The following is a 14,987-nucleotide window of genomic DNA, read 5'->3' as shown; positions in this document are numbered from 1 at the left end:
TTGAGCTACGCAACGGCTCCGCTCAGCAGGCCTTGACCGCAACCTAAACACGAGAAAGAAACAGGAACGGATTCTACATCCAAACGGCCCGGATCAAGGGGCTGGGTCAAAAACCATTGAGTTGGTCATCATTCTCCAACTTGTATTCAATAGTTCTTTTGGGCATCTCGTATTTCTACTTTTAGGTTGAGACCTTACAAATTCGATCACACCATCTGTCGGATCAGTTTCCAACTCAACACTACTAGTCTACCCGAATACATCATGGGACATTAACCCACCCTACGCCGGCACTCTCGACCCTACACATTCCAAACACATCAACCATCAGCAAGAGTAGGATGGGTTTTAAACCCATCTTATCTCGGACATCTCAACACGTGATGGGGTGAAACCCCATCCTACAGCCCCAACTCGGCCCGCATCTTCTTGGTAAGTTTGGCCACGACCAGATCATACGAGGTCACGATATGCTCGCGCAGGGAGGCATCGCTCATGCCGCGTTCCTCATAGACCTGCAACCATTTCATGCCCCGAGACGCCAGATAGGGCGCGGGGCGGATGCCGGGTTCGTCGCCCAGCACTTCAAAGGCCAGATCGGTGGCCTTGAAGGTGAACGCGTCCTTGCCGTCATTCCAGCCGCAGATCGCAAAAACCTTGCCGCCCACTTTCCACACATCCGCATTGCCCCATTGCACCACATGAGAGGTGGCTTTGAGCCCTGCGCAAAAGCTGTTGAAATCATCCCTTGTCATGGCCTGACCCTGACGGTCAATGCGGCGCGGGACAAGCCCGGATCACAGTACCCGGCGAAACAGATGCAACATCCGCACACCTTGCCCGCGCGTCGCGCGCAACGGTTGCAATTCCCTGTAAAAGAGCGGAATTATCGCCCTACATTTGAATTCAGGAGTTTCCACGGTGCCGATTGTCATGCTTATCCTCACCGCGATTGGCGGTGCCGTCTGGTGGTGGATCCGCAATAACCCGCGCGAGGCGCTGGACACCGCGCAGGATGTCGCCACCACGATCCGCAACGCGCCGCGTAAGCTGGCCTTTCGCAAGGTCGCTAACGCCCATCCAGTCGAAGGCATCGATGACACCCGCATCGCAATCTGCGCCCTTGCGCAATCCTTTATCGAGCTTGATGACCTGCCCACCGCTGAACAGCGCCAGCAGCTGCATGTCCTGCTGCGCAGCAAACTACGCTGCTCCGAGGAAGAAGCGCATGAGATGGAGGTTCTGGGCCGTTGGCTGATGACCCAGTGCAACGGTGCCAAAGCCGCCGTCCCGCGCCTGGCACGTCGGCTGAGCAAGATCGATGAGGGTCAAGCTTGGGACCAGCTGCAGCAGGTGTTGATACCGCTGGCGGGCGAGGATCTGTCCCGGTCTCAAGTCGACGCGATTACCGAGCTGAAAACCGCCTTGCGCGTTAAATGAAAGCCATCTCGCGCGCACGATAACTGCAAACTGATGCCATAGAATGCCCATAATCCCTGCCTACTGACGTCCTCAACCAAAAGAGTAGTGAGTTCAGGAGTAGACAGGATGCGCTGGGGCTTGTTGTTAAGCGATGTGGCCGCGCGCCTCATCGGTCTGTTTGGGCTCTACTGCGCGTATCTGATGGCCAGCTCGGCGCTGTCCTATGACGGCGGGCCAACGCATAACCTCTATATCCCACTCAGCCTTGCGGGTTTCTTTACCGGCATGGCGCTGATTTACCTGCTGCCCGGCCTGCAGGATTGGGCCCTGCGCCATAGCCTGCGGTTCACCGGACGTGTCCTTTTTGTGTTCACCAGCGTGATCTGGCTGTTCTTCAGCGTTGCAACCTTTGACGGCGCGCGCGAAGCAGGGGCAGGCCTGTTGGCGCCTTATCTGGATGACACGGGCTTTTACGCTGTCATCGGCATTGTCGTCGGGCTGTTCCTGATATTCTACTTCCCGCTGGGCCTGTCCTTTCGCGAGGCGCGCGCGCCCACGACCCCCGGCGCAGCCCCAGCCGCTGCAGATAAACCCACCACAGAACCGGCATCGCCGTATCGCCGCACCGATTTCTGGGATCTTGTCATCTGCCTGCCTTTTACGGCCATGCTACTGGCGTCCATCTTCGCCTCTCGTTACGGAAAAACCGTTCCGTCAGAACCATATCTGGATTGGTTGGATGCCAATTTCTATCCGGTTTTCGCAGGGCTTGCAGCGGTTGCTGTCCTGCCCGTCTTTCTGGCGATGTGGCTGCGCAAACCCACGTCACGACAAGCGCAGATCGGACCGGTCCGGCGTGTGTTGATGACACTGGTCGGCGTCCCGCTGACCACCGCATTGCTGTTTGGTCTGGTCGCCTTTGACGGCCTGCCCTGGGCCTGGAACGCCGCCACGGACAACACAGATCAAACCCTGCGATACAAAGTGACGCAAACTGCGGATAAACAAGCAGACCGAGGTTGCATCGAACTATTATCAGTGCAGGGTGCCCCGCATCGCGCAACGTATTTTCAGAACCGCAAACTCGTGGCCTGTGAGATAGACGGCGCGCAGATGGATGCGCTGTATCCCGGCGATATCGTTCTGGCTGCGGGCGAACTCAGCTGGGTCGGGCATGACATTACAAGCCTGACCAAACCGTTCTATCCGCGCCCCTCAGGGTTTTAGGAACTTTGCATTCCCCACCTTGCGCTGGCTCGGTGCCTGCGGTGCAAGCGCCGGAGTCGCGGGTGCGGACACTATCGGGGTTGGAGTTATGCCAGCGGCTGTAACTTCGCAGGCCACCCCATCCCCATCGGGGTCATTGCGCACATGATAACCTGGCTGCCCTTCACGCACCGTTCCCATGCCCAGCGCATGCGCCGCATCGCAGCCCGCAAGCGCCACCAGATGCAGCACGGCATCCGTATGTTCATAATCGGTCGTCCGGAAATAGACGCCGAGCGCAATTGTCGCGACAGTGACCGGCAGAACCAGTACCATGAGAAAGATACGCAGCGGCGACAAGGCGTGTCTGCGCGTCGCATCGGCCCGCCGCTGCCGCCGGGACGAACGCGGATTTGGGATGGTCTCTTCTGATGGCAAGTGTTCAGACTTCATAAGGGTCGCTGTATTCAAACTATGTGGCAAAGCCATGGCCACCCGCAGATTTAGTCAGAACCGCTGCCTCAGACAACCGGCTTTGCCATCAGGCCCCGCACCGGGCGGCCTCGCGCCCGGCCACGAGGCCAGCAAGCCTCACCGCGTCACGTGAACCGCACATTTCGCGTGGCGCACCACACGCGCCGCGGTCGAGCCCAACAGCAGATCCTGCATCCCCGGACGATGCGATGCCATGATGATCAGATCGGGTTTGTTGGCCTCGGCCCAGTCAAGAATGGTCCGGCCTGAATGCCCTTCGATCAGTTCGCCCTTCGCATTCGGCACCTTTTCGGCCAGAGCATCCAGCTCGACCTGAATCGCCTTGCGCGCCTCGGTCAGGTATTCAACCGGCATATAAGAGATCGCGTATTCGGGGATATGCTCGACCACATGCAGCAGCGTGACTTTTGCATCCGGTGTCGCAAGCATTTGCGCAAGTTTCAGCGGGCCCGAGATATCCCGCTCGACGTCAAAGGAAATCGGAACCAGGATGTTGTGATACATGATGCGTGCCTCCGTAATCTACGGCAGCAGTCTGAACCTGAACGCACATCACATCTTTGATTTAGGTCAGGATCAGTCAAAGGTTTCGGCAACGTCGTACATGACCGGCTCGAACCCTTTGCACAGTTCATTGATCTTGCGATTGCGGTTCCTCATCTCGGGCGCGCGCAGCATCGCCAGAAAATCGTCGCGGCGCTCCCATTGCGAATAATTGGCAATTCGGGTCTGCGCGTCATTCACATGCAGGCCAGCGGCAACAAAACCCGGCTGCTTTGAGATAAAGTTAGCATAGGCGTCGGTCAAAGCCTCCAAAAGGTCTTCGCAGGTTCCGGGGGTCACCTCAAACGTCGTGATAACAGTTTGAACACCTGAGTTTTTTGAAATGTTTGGCATCGGAATCTCCCTTGGCTGATCCAAGCCTAGCACAGCTTTGCCAAAGGTCTTCTGTTTCCTTCGCCAGCCCGCCGAGATGTGACCAAAGCGTTCCGAAATACCCGCGCAGATAACCATCCGTTAACCAAGATTACCGAAGCTGCGCCCATGCATCGTCTTGCCGCCCTCGTCCTTTGCCTGTTTGCGCTGTCCGGTCCGGCCTGGCCGGGGGCATGGCTGCGCGAGAAAGACCATGGCTTCACCGCCCTGTCGGTCACCGGGTTTCCCAGCCAGTACGGCAGCTTTGAATACAAGTCGTCTCTTTATGCGGAATGGGGCCTGCGACCGGGGCTGACGCTTGGCCTGGATGCCGAGGAACATCAAAACCTCTATGGCCATGCCCTTATCTTTGCCCGCCTGCCGCTTGCCGATCTGGGCGATAAAGGCCGGTTCGCAGTGGAACTGGGGGCCGGGGTACATCATCGCCAAATGCAGGCCTGGGCGATGTACAAGGCCACGTTGTCTTATGGAAAGGGCTTCCAGACCGGTTGGGGCAGCGGCTGGGTCGCAGTTGATACGGCGTTAGAATACCGGACGCATGAGGCCGTGATCCGCAAGCTCGATCTGACCGCGGGATTGTCCGCCCAACGTCTGTTCAACCCACTGCTGCAGATCGAAACATCATACACACCCGGCCGTCCCTTTTACTGGAGCGCCCGCCCCTCGGTGATGATCCGCACCCGCAAAAGCAAGAAAACCTGGGTTCTGGGCGTCGAACGCAACGCAGCGCAGGAGTCAACCGGCGCAAAGCTGGCCTTATGGCACGAATTCTAGCGGACCAGCCGCCCACTAGGGGCGGCCGGCATTGCACCTCAGTTCTCGACGCGCATCGTCACCGATGCGAACCCTCTCAGCGCCTCAGGCCAGCGCAAGATTACCTGATCCCGCGCCGCGCCCTGCTGTACATCTGCGTGGGCTGCGGCATAGCTGATTGTGTTGAACACGTTTCTGGGTGCCCCAAGCGGGGTAAAACTGTCGCAGTTGCGCGCATATCCGCCAAAAGGCAGCCTGCCCCCTGACCCAACCACCCAGGCATGAGCCTCTGAATGCTGCTCATGCCGGATGCGCAGAGGATTGGCGGTATGGGTCGTCACACCGTGATAGGTATTGCCGTCGAACTTGATGTTCACATACCGGTCGCGGTTGAGATCCGCAAAGGTGGTGTCCACCCGTTCGACACGATCGATCTGCCCGTTCGCAGTCCTGAAGACGTTGCCGGACACGGTCAATCCGTTCAGGAAATGCCCGCTGCCATAGGGGCGCACAACGATAAAGCTGAACCAGGGCGCGGGGGTGCTGGCGTAAAAGATGTTGTCGGTGATGCTCATCGCGCTGAACGAATAGCCGGCACTGTAGTTCGGTGCGGTATCGCGCTCGTTCGTCCACTGGACAAAGCAGTTGTCGATGTAGTTCCCCGAAATCTTTGAGCTGTTAAAGTCGCCGATCATCACCAGACCGGGCTGGCGCACACCGTTGGACGTATTGTCCCCCTGATAAAAGTGGTTGCCCAGAACCAGGTTGTTGTCGCCCCCCAGCACCGCAAAATGCCGGAATCGGTTGCCCAGATTGTGGCGCAGTTTGATGTCGTTGGCATTTGCGTTGATCGCAATAGAGGTCCGGTCCTGCACCTCAAACGACTCTTCGCTGGACAGGAACTGGCAATTGTCGATCAGCATACCCTGACACCCGGTCGCAATCGAGGTGATGCCGCGGTCCTTCGGACGGCTGATAAAGCAGTTCGCCAGCGTAAAGGTACTGCCAGAAGGCGCCAGACGGATCGCACTGCAACGGCTGTTGCACTGAAACTCGATCTGCTCCATCCCGAACTTGCGCAGCGTGCTGAAGCCGCTGAAATCCAGCAGGTATTTGAACGACGTAAAGTCGAAGTTCTGCGTGCCGGATGCATTGTAGATCGGCGCGCTCAGCGTAAGCTCTCCGGCCCCTTCATTCTTGTCGCTGACATAAACCTCGCGGCCGACGCCGCTGCCCTCGACCAGAGCGCCCACGGGGATGTTCGCGACATTCACCACATTGGTCAGCGTATAGGGCCGCGCCGGATCATAGGTCGCGACCGAACTGAAATTCTCGGTGTCCCAGGCGCTGCTGCTTTTGACATCAAACTGCCCGTTGCGGATGACGCGCCGGGTTGAGAACCCGCTCTGCCGGTTGGGTACGGCGGCAGCCATATCAATCGGCGCGCTGACCGAAATCTTACGCCCGCCCAAATCCAGCGATTCATGGTCGGTATTGTTCAACAGCGCCTGAAACGCCTTTTTGAACGCCAGCGTCTCGTCCTCGAAGGCCGAGATATAGGTCGGCAGGTCAAAGTTCTTGGTCAGCAGCAGCATCGCGTCATCGGGCATGGTGACGGTGCCTTCGAATTCAATCTCCGAGGACATGCTGGTGTTCTGCGCCAGATGATATGTGCCTTTGGGCACCAAAATGCGGCCCCCGCCTGCGGCCTGATCCGCCGCCTCAAACGCGGCCGAGTCATCGGTCACGCCGTCGCCGACCGCGCCAAAGTCACGGACATCGACAAAGCCGATCATGTCGCGCAGGAAGACGTTGGTGACATCGGTGATCTCAAGATCGTCGACCCGCACGACCGCACCGTTTGTGCCGTCGATATCCACCCCGAAATGACCATAGAGCACCGAGACACCCCATGGCATATCCACGCCCGGACGCTGGCCGGTGCCCACAATGGCCGTAATCTCATGCACGGTGCCGTAACCAGACAGCTGCACCGCTGGGCCCTGTTCGACCACGCCCGTGACGTGGACATCGCCCGCGCCACCAGCCCAGGCCGCGATACGCACCTGCGGCAGCGGGCCTGAAATGGCCTTGACCCGTGCCGTGATCTGCAAATAGCAGCCGGGCAGGATCGGCGTTTGCCCCATATACCGGACCTGCTGGGTGGCATTGACCTTGAGAACCTCCAGACAGCCCGCGAAATCCGGGTCTGCAGGGACAAACGCACCGGTTCCCGAGCCGTCATAGGTGGGTGATCCCGGCGTGCCGTCGCCGCTCGACCAGACGCCCAAACCATTGGCAAAGGCGGGCGGTGTGAACACGATGCCGTCGGTGATTGCTTTGTTCATAGAAATCCCTTTCTCAGTCGCGCCGCCTCAGGTCGCCGCGCGTATAACCCTCGTGCCCGGGCCAGCCCGAACGCAAAAATCTGAGTATCGAAAAGGGATTAACCGCCACTCATCCAACCGTGACGGTGGTGTTGCGTCAGGCCGCCGGGTCCGCGTTGCCCAGCAGCTGCACGCCGTTGATCTTCCAGCCATTTTCCCGCCGGATCATCTGATAATCGAGAATATGTGCGCGCCCGTCGCCATCCACTACCATAACCTTCTGCCACAGGTTTCCGGCAATCTCGCGCAGTTCCAAAAACCGCACATCTGCAGGCCGCCAGACCATCGGATAGCCATTGCGTACCATGGCGCCAAAATTGTCCGGGTTGCCGAACAACCGCTGAATATTGGGGCTGGCAAAGGTGAAGGCAGTGGCAAAATCATCCGCCTTAAACGCTTCGATCTGTGCCGCGATATTCGACTCGATCTCGGCATTTTGTGCAAAGGCCCCGGATGCCAGTCCGGCGCTTAAAGATACAGCAAGCAATAGTCGACGCATGGATCCACCTCCTGCACCAAGGATAGCCCCACGCGGGATCAGGTCAAATCAGGTCAGCTCTCCGGCCAGTGCCTTGTCGATAAGAGCGATGGTTTCCGGCACGCCATAGAGTGCGATAAACCCACCGAACCGCGGACCCTGCGATGCCCCCAACAGCACCTCGTACAGCGCCGTGAACCAGCCCCGCAGCGGATCGAAACGATCACGGCCAACCGCATAGACCACCGATTGCAGCGCCTCATCTTCGACAGGCCCATCATAGGCTTCCAAGGCCGCTTTCAACGCCTCCATCGCCTCGCGTTCCTGATCGGTCGGCGCGCGGTGTTTGCGTGTCGGTTTAACGAAATCGTTGAAGTAGCGCACCGCAAAGCCCGCCGCCTCATCCAGATCGGGATGGGTCTCGGCGGTCGCCTCAGGCGCATAGCGACAGATGAAGCCCCACAGCGCCTCTTTATCCTCGGCCCCCGAAACCGACGCCAGATTCAACAACATCGCAAAGGGCACCATCAACGTGGACTCGGGCACATCCCCACCGTGAATATGCCAGACCGGGTTGTTCAGCTGCGCTTTTAGCTCCTGCCCCGGATAAGCCCGAAGCTGCTGATGATACTCATCATAGGCCTTCGGGATCACATCGAAATGCATCCGCTTGGCAGTCTTGGGCTTTTGATACATGAAATAAGCCAGCGACTCGGTCGGCGCATAGGTCAGCCATTCGTCGATCGACACCCCATTACCGGACGACTTGGAAATCTTCTGCCCGTTCTCATCCAAAAACAGCTCATAGCTGAAATGCTCGGGCGCACGACCCCCCAAAGCCCGGCAGATCGCGTCATAGATTTTCTCGTTGGTGGCATGTTCCTTGCCATACATCTCGAAATCCACGCCCAGCGCGGCAAAGCGCGCGCCGAAATCGGGCTTCCACTGCAGTTTGACGTTGCCACCCGTGACGGGCAGCGTCCATTCCTTGCCATCCTCGTCATCGAAGGTCACGGTATAGGTCTCTGCACAGACCTTTTTCATCGGCACATACAAAACCCGCCCGGTCTCGGGGTGGATCGGCAGGAAGATCGAATAGGTCTGCTGGCGCTCTTCCCGCAGGCTTTTGAGCATGATGGCCATGACGTCATCATATTTCTCAACCGCGCGTTTCAGGATCTCGTCAAACTGGCCCGAGCGGTAGAAGTCGCGCGAGGAATAGAATTCATAGTCGAACCCGAAGGTATCGAGGAACCGGCGCAGCATCGCGTTGTTGTATTCGCCAAAGCTGGGGTATTCCCCAAACGGATCGGGCACCGCGGTCAGCGGGCATTGCAGATAGTCCTGCAACTGCTCGGGGTTCGGCACATTGCTGGGCACCTTCCGCATCCCGTCCAGATCGTCCGAGAAACAGATCAGCTTGGTCGGGATATCCGACAGCGCCTCAAACGCGCGCCGGACCATCGTGGTCCGCGCCACCTCGCCGAAGGTGCCGATATGCGGCAGTCCCGAGGGGCCATAACCCGTCTCGAATAGCACATATCCCTTCTCCGGAGCGCCTTGTTTGTACCGTTTGAGCAACCGCCGCGCCTCTTCAAACGGCCACGCCTTGGACGTCATCGCGGTTTCACGCAGGTCAGACATTTGCTTCGATCTCCGTCGGGGAATACTGTCAGCCGCCCCATGCAGCCAATCCTGCTCTCCTATTGTGCGGATGCAGCATGAGTCAATAAAGCCGCGCCCAATTCATCGCCTAAGACCGCAAAACTCCGGCACCGGGCGCTCAGACGGCGCGGGTAACGGGTTTGTTACCGTGGAGCCCGGCAAACCCACGTTTGTGTGAGGCCGCACCACAAATCAGCCACATGCAAGTCAAATTTCAAATCGAGACGTAACCGTGCCCCGCCCCCCTCGGGCATCACCGATCAGAAAAGGACCCCCCAAATGTTTCCGAAAACGCGCGCCCTGTTGGCGGCAGCTGCTTTCACCGCTGCCCCCGCCTTTGCCGAAACCGCTGTTCAACTGGACGACTTTTTCGTCAACTGCGTGTCCTCCATGGACCAAAGCAACGTCACCCTCGTGCGCTCGGGCGGCTCCGACAAGGGTTTTATCATGACCAAAACCCTTGAGGGCGAGGCCAATATCTATCCCGGCGTGAACAGCATGACCTTCCTACTGATGCAGGACAAAAACGTCATCACCTTTGTCGTCGATTATGACAAGCTTGAATACGACATGATGGTGAAAGGGGCCGGTCAAACCTATGACCGCGGCATCTGCGCCGCTTCCTGACGCCAAAGCCGGGCCCCAGCGCCCGGCCGCCGCGCCGTGATCCGCTGGGCGGCCTGTGGCGAACTTCCTGTTGAACCTCTGCGCGCCCGCTCCTATCGTGCGGCAACAGACGTATTATTCAGGACAATAACACTATGCCCGAGCAAGCTCCTCATCCCATGTCTCCGCAGGATTGCCTTGTTGCGATCATGGTGGCCGTCTCTGCCTCGGACGAGAACATCCGCACCGCCGAACTGGTCAAAATCGAAGGGGCCGTGAATATGCTGCCGGTTTTTGCCGGTTATGACATCGACCGCACCCGTCGCGTATCGCAAATCGTGTTTGATTTGTTTGAACAAGAGGACGGCCTGGATGCTCTCTTTGGCCTGATCCGCGACAACCTGCCCGAACGATTGAACGAAACCGCCTATGCGCTGGCCTGCGACGTTGCCGCTGCGGATGGTGCACTGGCAGAAACCGAGCTGCGCCTGCTGGAAGAAATCCGGTATGAGCTGAGTATCGACCGGCTGCACGCCGCCGCCATCGAACGCGGCGCACGGGCGCGCCACACCGTCTAGCTGCCGTATAAAGCACCCCAACGCTCGATCAGCGTCTGCTGCAGCTTGCGCGAGCGGCGGTTCCAGCTGCGCGCGCCATCCGGGCGTTCGCGACTCGCGCGGGGAATCGTTTCGCGGTGCGGCACGTCGGCGGTAAAGATCGCAAAGGCCAGCTCGGCCCCAGCCGCAGTGGTCACATAGCCGCCCAACCCCGAGACGAAATTCAGCGTACCGGTCTTGGCATCCACCGTGATCGGATGCCCCTTGATCGCGCGCCCGTTGCTGTCCTTCAGCGCAAAGGGCTTGAGCAGATGCCGCAACATCCCGGCCTCTCGCGCACGCACCAGCGCGGTGACCAGATCCGCCGGGGCCATCCGCGATGTTCCGCCCAGCCCCGAATGATCGACCATTCGCACATTCGGGGTGCCATAGGTCTCAAACGCCCAGCGGTTCATTTCCGCCGCCGAATCCGCCAGCGACTGCGGCGCAGCACCGCGCGCCCGTGTGACCGCAAGGCCCACCATCTCGGCCGTCAGATTGGTCGAGTATTTCAGCATACCTTTCAGAATGCTCTCCAGCGGATCGCTCAGATGCACCACCAGCGGCTGCCCCTCGGGCGCCTGCTGCGTGACCTGTACCCGCCCCAGAACAATGCCGTTTGACCGCGCCAGCGTTCGGAACACATCGCCCGCATACAGCGCTGGCTTGCGCACCGGCAACCAGCGCGCGCCACCCTTGCCCAGCGCGCCTTTGGCAACGGTCCAGCGATCCTGCCGGGCACTGGCCTGATAGGTGTAAATCGGCAGGCTGCGGTTCTCGACCCGCATAGCGGCCATCTCAACCGCCGGCGTGTACCGCGCACTGCGGGCATCCATGCTGATGTCATACCCGGTGCCCTCCCGTTTCCATTCGAAATGCACCCGGTTGAAATTCAATGAAACGCCGCTGATGGCAGGGCTGTAGCCCACGTGATCGGGTTGTCCGGGATCGATGCTTAACACATAGGGCAACGCCCCGTCATAGACCTTGAACGCGCCCCGCACCTCGGTGATTCCCGCCTCGCGCAGATTGGCCGCCATGGTCGCCAGCGCGTCCGTATCCAGCAGCGGGTCACCACCCCCAACCAGGATCAAATCCCCTTTGAGAATGCCATTCTCGACCGGCCCATCCGCAATCAGCGCGGTCTCGAACCGGTAGTCCGGCCCCAGTACATCCAGCGCATAGAGCGCCGTCAGCGCCTTGGCGACGCTAGCAGGCGGCAGCCCCTCAGCACTTCCATAGGCCTCAAGCTGCGCCCCGGATTTGACATCCGATACGGCAAAGGCCACCTCGCCCTTCAGCCCGGCGGCCTTGATGACCCGCTCCACACCGCTCAGTTCGACACGGCGCAATTGCGGGCGCAGCGATGTTGTCGGGGCCCCGGCCCAGCCAGTGCCAGGGATCACAAGCGATCCCAGCCCCCCCAGAAATAAACGACGCGAAATACGACCGACCATGGGTCTATATGAATCCCAGAGTTTAAATACAGACAATCACTTGGTTAAGATTATGACCCGAGAGGAGTCATTCGGGCAACACTCCATCCCCCCAGATGCCGCGATTGCGAAGATCGGTTGAACTCATGTCAACCATCGGCACGTTCACAAAACACCATGCTGGCGCGGTCGAGCGCCCCAACAAATGCCGCGCCTGCCCGTCGATCCGATATTTGGCATAAGTCCGCGCCGCCGGCGACATCCGCGCCGAAATCCGATCCCCCGGCCGCGCCACCACGCCGACCGGAACACTGTCCATAATCTGCCGCCAGTCTTTCCACTTGTGAAACTGGGCCAGATTATCGGCCCCCATCAGCCAGACAAACCGCACCTGCGGATAAAGCCGTCTGAGCGCCGCCAGCGTATCCGCCGTCGCCCGCGTCCCCGTCAGCGCCTCAATATCCGTCACCTCAACCCGGGGATGCTGCATCACCGCCTTCGCCGCCTGAACCCGTTGCGCCAGCGGCGCAGGCCCGCGCTCCTTCAACGGATTGCCCGGAGACACCAGCCACCACACCCGATCCAGCCCAAACGCCTTCATAGCCTCCCGCGTCACATGCACATGCCCCTGATGCGGGGGATCAAACGACCCCCCAAACACCCCCACGACCTGCCCGGGCCGCACATATGGTATCGTACTGCGCTGCATCCTTTGCTGATGTTCAGAACTGAAGCGCGTTGTCAATCAATCGGCTGCACCGCATCCCCCAGCCGCACCCGCCCGGGCCGCAGAACTTCCGCACACCACCCGCCATGCCCCCGCACAGCAGAATAGCCGCCTTGACCCAAAGCCTCCTCCATCCGACTGCAAGGCGCACATATCAAAGTAAAGCGCAAAACCGCCTCTCCTACTTGCACCTCGCGCCCTTTAAGGGCCACCAGATTGATCCCCGAAACCACCAGATTGCGCCGCAGGATTTCGGGCGAAACCGCACCCCGCCCCAGATAAGACCCAATCGCCGCCAAATGCTCCTGCTGGATCAGCGTTACCGCCCGCTTGCCCGCCCTGCTGCGGTCGCCGTCAAGGCCATCAGCAGAGATCAGGATCTCATCCACCGCGACCATCTCCGCCCGCCGCTCTGGTCGCAGTCCAATCCAGTCAACCCGTCCCGGCTGCGCCCAACCAGCTATCAGTTCCGCCAAACCCGCCAACGATGCCTCCACCTACTCCTGTAACCCTTTTATCAAGCAAAATCTGGTCGCAAAATTCACAAGCCCTCCAGCTTGCCCCGCCCGCCCGGCTCGGCTATCACACCGCCCAACTCAATTTCCCCGACCCAGAGGACGCGACATGGCCGCCTATCAATATGTCTACCACATGCAGGGTGTCTCAAAGACCTATCCTGGTGGCAAGAAGTGCTTTGAAAACATCCACCTGAGCTTTCTGCCCGGCGTGAAAATCGGTGTTGTCGGCGTCAACGGCGCGGGTAAATCGACCCTGATGAAGATCATGGCCGGGCTCGACAAGGACTATACGGGTGAGGCCTGGGCCGCCGAAGGTGCCAAGGTTGGTTATCTGCCGCAGGAACCGCAGCTGGATGAATCACTCACCGTCCGCGAAAACGTCATGCTGGGCGTGGCTGAGAAGAAGGCGATCCTCGACCGCTATAACGATCTAGCCATGAACTACTCGGACGAAACCGCCGACGAGATGGCCAAGCTGCAGGATGAGATCGACAGCCAGAACCTCTGGGACCTCGACAGCCAGATCGACGTCTCGATGGAAGCGCTGCGCTGCCCGCCGGACGACGCCAACATCGCCAACCTCTCGGGGGGTGAGAAACGTCGCGTAGCGCTCTGCAAGCTGCTGCTCGAAGCGCCCGACATGCTGCTCTTGGACGAACCGACCAACCACCTGGACGCCGAAACCATCGCCTGGCTGCAACAGCACCTGATCGACTACAAGGGCACCATCCTGATCGTCACCCACGACCGCTATTTCCTGGATGACATCACTGGCTGGATCCTCGAACTCGACCGGGGCCGCGGCATTCCATACGAGGGCAACTACTCCGCGTGGCTGGAACAAAAAGCCAAACGGCTGGAGCAGGAAGCGCGCGAAGACAAGTCCAAGCAGAAGACCCTGCAGCGCGAACTGGAATGGATGCGTCAGGGCCAGAAGGCCCGTCAGGCCAAATCCAAGGCCCGGATCAACGCCTATAACGAGCTGGCAGACCAGTCCGAACGCGAAAAGCTGACCCGCGCCCAGATCGTCATCCCCAACGGCCAGCGCCTTGGCGGCAAGGTGATCGAGGTCGAGGGTCTGGCCAAGCACATGGGCGACAAGCAACTGATCGAAAAGCTCGACTTTGCTCTGCCCCCCGGCGGGATTGTCGGTGTCATTGGCCCCAACGGCGCCGGTAAATCGACCCTGTTCAAGATGCTCACCGGTCAGGAACAGCCCGACAGCGGCACCATCACGCTGGGCGACACGGTCGAGCTGTCCTATGTCGACCAGTCCCGCGACGACCTCAAGGATGGCGACACCGTGTGGGAAGCGATCACCGGCGGCGCCGAGATCATCCAGCTGGGCGACGCTCAGGTCAATTCCCGCGCCTATTGCTCGTCTTTCAACTTCAAGGGCGGCGACCAGCAGAAGAAGGTCTCGTTGCTGTCAGGTGGTGAACGTAACCGCGTCCACATGGCCCGCCTGCTGAAAGAGGGCGGCAACGTCCTGCTGCTCGACGAACCCACCAACGACCTCGACGTCGAAACCCTGCGCGCCCTGGAAGACGCGCTGGTCGATTTCGCAGGCTGCGCCGTCGTCATCTCACACGACCGTTTCTTCCTCGACCGCATCTGCACGCATATTCTGGCCTTTGAGGGCGACGCGCATGTGGAATGGTTCGAAGGCAATTTCGAAGACTACGAAGAGGACAAAAAGCGCCGTCTGGGACCGGACGCGCTGGAGCCCAAGCGGTTGAAGCACAAGAAATTTGCGCGGTGA

16 protein-coding genes are annotated in these 14,987 nt (G+C 59.6%); 6 read left to right on the top strand and 10 right to left on the bottom strand.

All coding sequences use genetic code 11. The features are described 5' to 3' along the window. Positions 1–401: 401 nt before the first annotated feature. Positions 402–755, bottom strand: coding sequence for an MmcQ/YjbR family DNA-binding protein (locus ACR0I7_RS19315; protein ID WP_480513894.1), 354 nt, complete (start codon positions 753–755; stop codon positions 402–404). Between the two features lie 178 nt (positions 756–933). Between ACR0I7_RS19315 and ACR0I7_RS19310 the strand changes: the two genes are divergently transcribed. Beyond that, a complete protein-coding gene (locus ACR0I7_RS19310; RefSeq protein ID WP_480513892.1) occupies positions 934–1,440 on the top strand; it encodes a hypothetical protein in 507 nt (168 codons plus the stop codon). Positions 1,441–1,548: 108 nt separating this feature from the next. Beyond that, entirely contained in the window at positions 1,549–2,649 is a 1,101-nt protein-coding gene (locus ACR0I7_RS19305; protein WP_480513890.1) for a hypothetical protein, read from the top strand. Here ACR0I7_RS19305 and ACR0I7_RS19300 read toward each other — a convergent pair. From ACR0I7_RS19300 to ACR0I7_RS19290, 3 genes are all read right to left on the bottom strand, one after another. Continuing rightward, a complete protein-coding gene (locus ACR0I7_RS19300; RefSeq protein WP_480513888.1) occupies positions 2,638–3,081 on the bottom strand; it encodes an excalibur calcium-binding domain-containing protein in 444 nt (147 codons plus the stop codon). The genes ACR0I7_RS19305 and ACR0I7_RS19300 overlap by 12 nt on opposite strands. Before the next feature lie 138 nt (positions 3,082–3,219). After that, positions 3,220–3,627, bottom strand: a complete 408-nt coding sequence (locus tag ACR0I7_RS19295; RefSeq protein ID WP_480513886.1) for a universal stress protein — start codon at positions 3,625–3,627, stop codon at positions 3,220–3,222. Positions 3,628–3,699: 72 nt separating this feature from the next. Beyond that, positions 3,700–4,020, bottom strand: coding sequence for an antibiotic biosynthesis monooxygenase family protein (locus ACR0I7_RS19290; RefSeq protein WP_480513884.1), 321 nt, complete (start codon positions 4,018–4,020; stop codon positions 3,700–3,702). 78 nt (positions 4,021–4,098) lie between these two features. On the opposite strand from ACR0I7_RS19290, the gene ACR0I7_RS19285 reads away from it, so the two are divergent. Further along, positions 4,099–4,833: a hypothetical protein gene (locus ACR0I7_RS19285; protein ID WP_480513882.1), complete on the top strand. Its 735-nt coding sequence runs from the start codon at positions 4,099–4,101 to the stop codon at positions 4,831–4,833. Positions 4,834–4,871: 38 nt separating this feature from the next. Here ACR0I7_RS19285 and ACR0I7_RS19280 read toward each other — a convergent pair whose 3' ends face one another. From ACR0I7_RS19280 to ACR0I7_RS19270, 3 genes are all read right to left on the bottom strand, one after another. Further along, positions 4,872–7,160 (bottom strand): glycosyl hydrolase family 28-related protein, encoded by a 2,289-nt coding sequence (locus ACR0I7_RS19280; RefSeq protein ID WP_480513880.1) that lies wholly within the window; start codon positions 7,158–7,160, stop codon positions 4,872–4,874. Positions 7,161–7,296: 136 nt separating this feature from the next. Further along, a complete protein-coding gene (locus tag ACR0I7_RS19275; RefSeq protein WP_480513879.1) occupies positions 7,297–7,698 on the bottom strand; it encodes a DUF4864 domain-containing protein in 402 nt (133 codons plus the stop codon). A gap of 48 nt (positions 7,699–7,746) precedes the next feature. Next, positions 7,747–9,321 carry a lysine--tRNA ligase gene (locus tag ACR0I7_RS19270; protein WP_480513877.1) on the bottom strand — a complete coding sequence of 525 codons (1,575 nt, stop codon included), beginning with the start codon at positions 9,319–9,321 and terminating at the stop codon, positions 7,747–7,749. A 300-nt stretch (positions 9,322–9,621) separates the two neighbouring features. On the opposite strand from ACR0I7_RS19270, the gene ACR0I7_RS19265 reads away from it, so the two are divergent. Then, the gene (locus ACR0I7_RS19265) at positions 9,622–9,969 is read left to right on the top strand and encodes a hypothetical protein (RefSeq protein WP_480513876.1); all 348 of its coding nucleotides are present in this window, start codon (positions 9,622–9,624) and stop codon (positions 9,967–9,969) included. Positions 9,970–10,103: 134 nt separating this feature from the next. Beyond that, positions 10,104–10,526, top strand: coding sequence for a tellurite resistance TerB family protein (locus ACR0I7_RS19260; protein WP_480513874.1), 423 nt, complete (start codon positions 10,104–10,106; stop codon positions 10,524–10,526). Here the strand turns inward: ACR0I7_RS19260 and dacB are convergent. The 3 genes from dacB to ACR0I7_RS19245 form a co-directional block, all read right to left on the bottom strand. After that, positions 10,523–12,001 (bottom strand): D-alanyl-D-alanine carboxypeptidase/D-alanyl-D-alanine endopeptidase, encoded by a 1,479-nt coding sequence (gene dacB / locus ACR0I7_RS19255; RefSeq protein WP_480513872.1) that lies wholly within the window; start codon positions 11,999–12,001, stop codon positions 10,523–10,525. The genes ACR0I7_RS19260 and dacB overlap by 4 nt on opposite strands. 67 nt (positions 12,002–12,068) lie before the next feature. Then, positions 12,069–12,689 (bottom strand): nicotinate-nucleotide adenylyltransferase, encoded by a 621-nt coding sequence (locus tag ACR0I7_RS19250; RefSeq protein ID WP_480513870.1) that lies wholly within the window; start codon positions 12,687–12,689, stop codon positions 12,069–12,071. A 32-nt stretch (positions 12,690–12,721) separates the two neighbouring features. Continuing rightward, positions 12,722–13,192, bottom strand: a complete 471-nt coding sequence (locus ACR0I7_RS19245; protein WP_480513868.1) for an MOSC domain-containing protein — start codon at positions 13,190–13,192, stop codon at positions 12,722–12,724. Positions 13,193–13,331: 139 nt separating this feature from the next. On the opposite strand from ACR0I7_RS19245, the gene ettA reads away from it, so the two are divergent. Continuing rightward, entirely contained in the window at positions 13,332–14,987 is a 1,656-nt protein-coding gene (gene ettA / locus ACR0I7_RS19240; RefSeq protein WP_480513866.1) for an energy-dependent translational throttle protein EttA, read from the top strand.

Source organism: Ruegeria sp. AM1 (assembly GCF_056540745.1).
This window is presented reverse-complemented; position numbering and strand designations above follow the sequence as displayed.

Coding starts and splice junctions, on each gene's coding strand:
- ACR0I7_RS19315 (WP_480513894.1), bottom strand. CDS start 755: ATGACAAGGGATGATTTCAACAGCTTTTGCGCAGGGCTCAAAGCCACC.
- ACR0I7_RS19310 (WP_480513892.1), top strand. CDS start 934: ATGCTTATCCTCACCGCGATTGGCGGTGCCGTCTGGTGGTGGATCCGC.
- ACR0I7_RS19305 (WP_480513890.1), top strand. CDS start 1,549: ATGCGCTGGGGCTTGTTGTTAAGCGATGTGGCCGCGCGCCTCATCGGT.
- ACR0I7_RS19300 (WP_480513888.1), bottom strand. CDS start 3,081: ATGAAGTCTGAACACTTGCCATCAGAAGAGACCATCCCAAATCCGCGT.
- ACR0I7_RS19295 (WP_480513886.1), bottom strand. CDS start 3,627: ATGTATCACAACATCCTGGTTCCGATTTCCTTTGACGTCGAGCGGGAT.
- ACR0I7_RS19290 (WP_480513884.1), bottom strand. CDS start 4,020: ATGCCAAACATTTCAAAAAACTCAGGTGTTCAAACTGTTATCACGACG.
- ACR0I7_RS19280 (WP_480513880.1), bottom strand. CDS start 7,160: ATGAACAAAGCAATCACCGACGGCATCGTGTTCACACCGCCCGCCTTT.
- ACR0I7_RS19275 (WP_480513879.1), bottom strand. CDS start 7,698: ATGCGTCGACTATTGCTTGCTGTATCTTTAAGCGCCGGACTGGCATCC.
- ACR0I7_RS19270 (WP_480513877.1), bottom strand. CDS start 9,321: ATGTCTGACCTGCGTGAAACCGCGATGACGTCCAAGGCGTGGCCGTTT.
- ACR0I7_RS19265 (WP_480513876.1), top strand. CDS start 9,622: ATGTTTCCGAAAACGCGCGCCCTGTTGGCGGCAGCTGCTTTCACCGCT.
- ACR0I7_RS19260 (WP_480513874.1), top strand. CDS start 10,104: ATGCCCGAGCAAGCTCCTCATCCCATGTCTCCGCAGGATTGCCTTGTT.
- dacB (WP_480513872.1), bottom strand. CDS start 12,001: ATGGTCGGTCGTATTTCGCGTCGTTTATTTCTGGGGGGGCTGGGATCG.
- ACR0I7_RS19250 (WP_480513870.1), bottom strand. CDS start 12,689: ATGCAGCGCAGTACGATACCATATGTGCGGCCCGGGCAGGTCGTGGGG.
- ettA (WP_480513866.1), top strand. CDS start 13,332: ATGGCCGCCTATCAATATGTCTACCACATGCAGGGTGTCTCAAAGACC.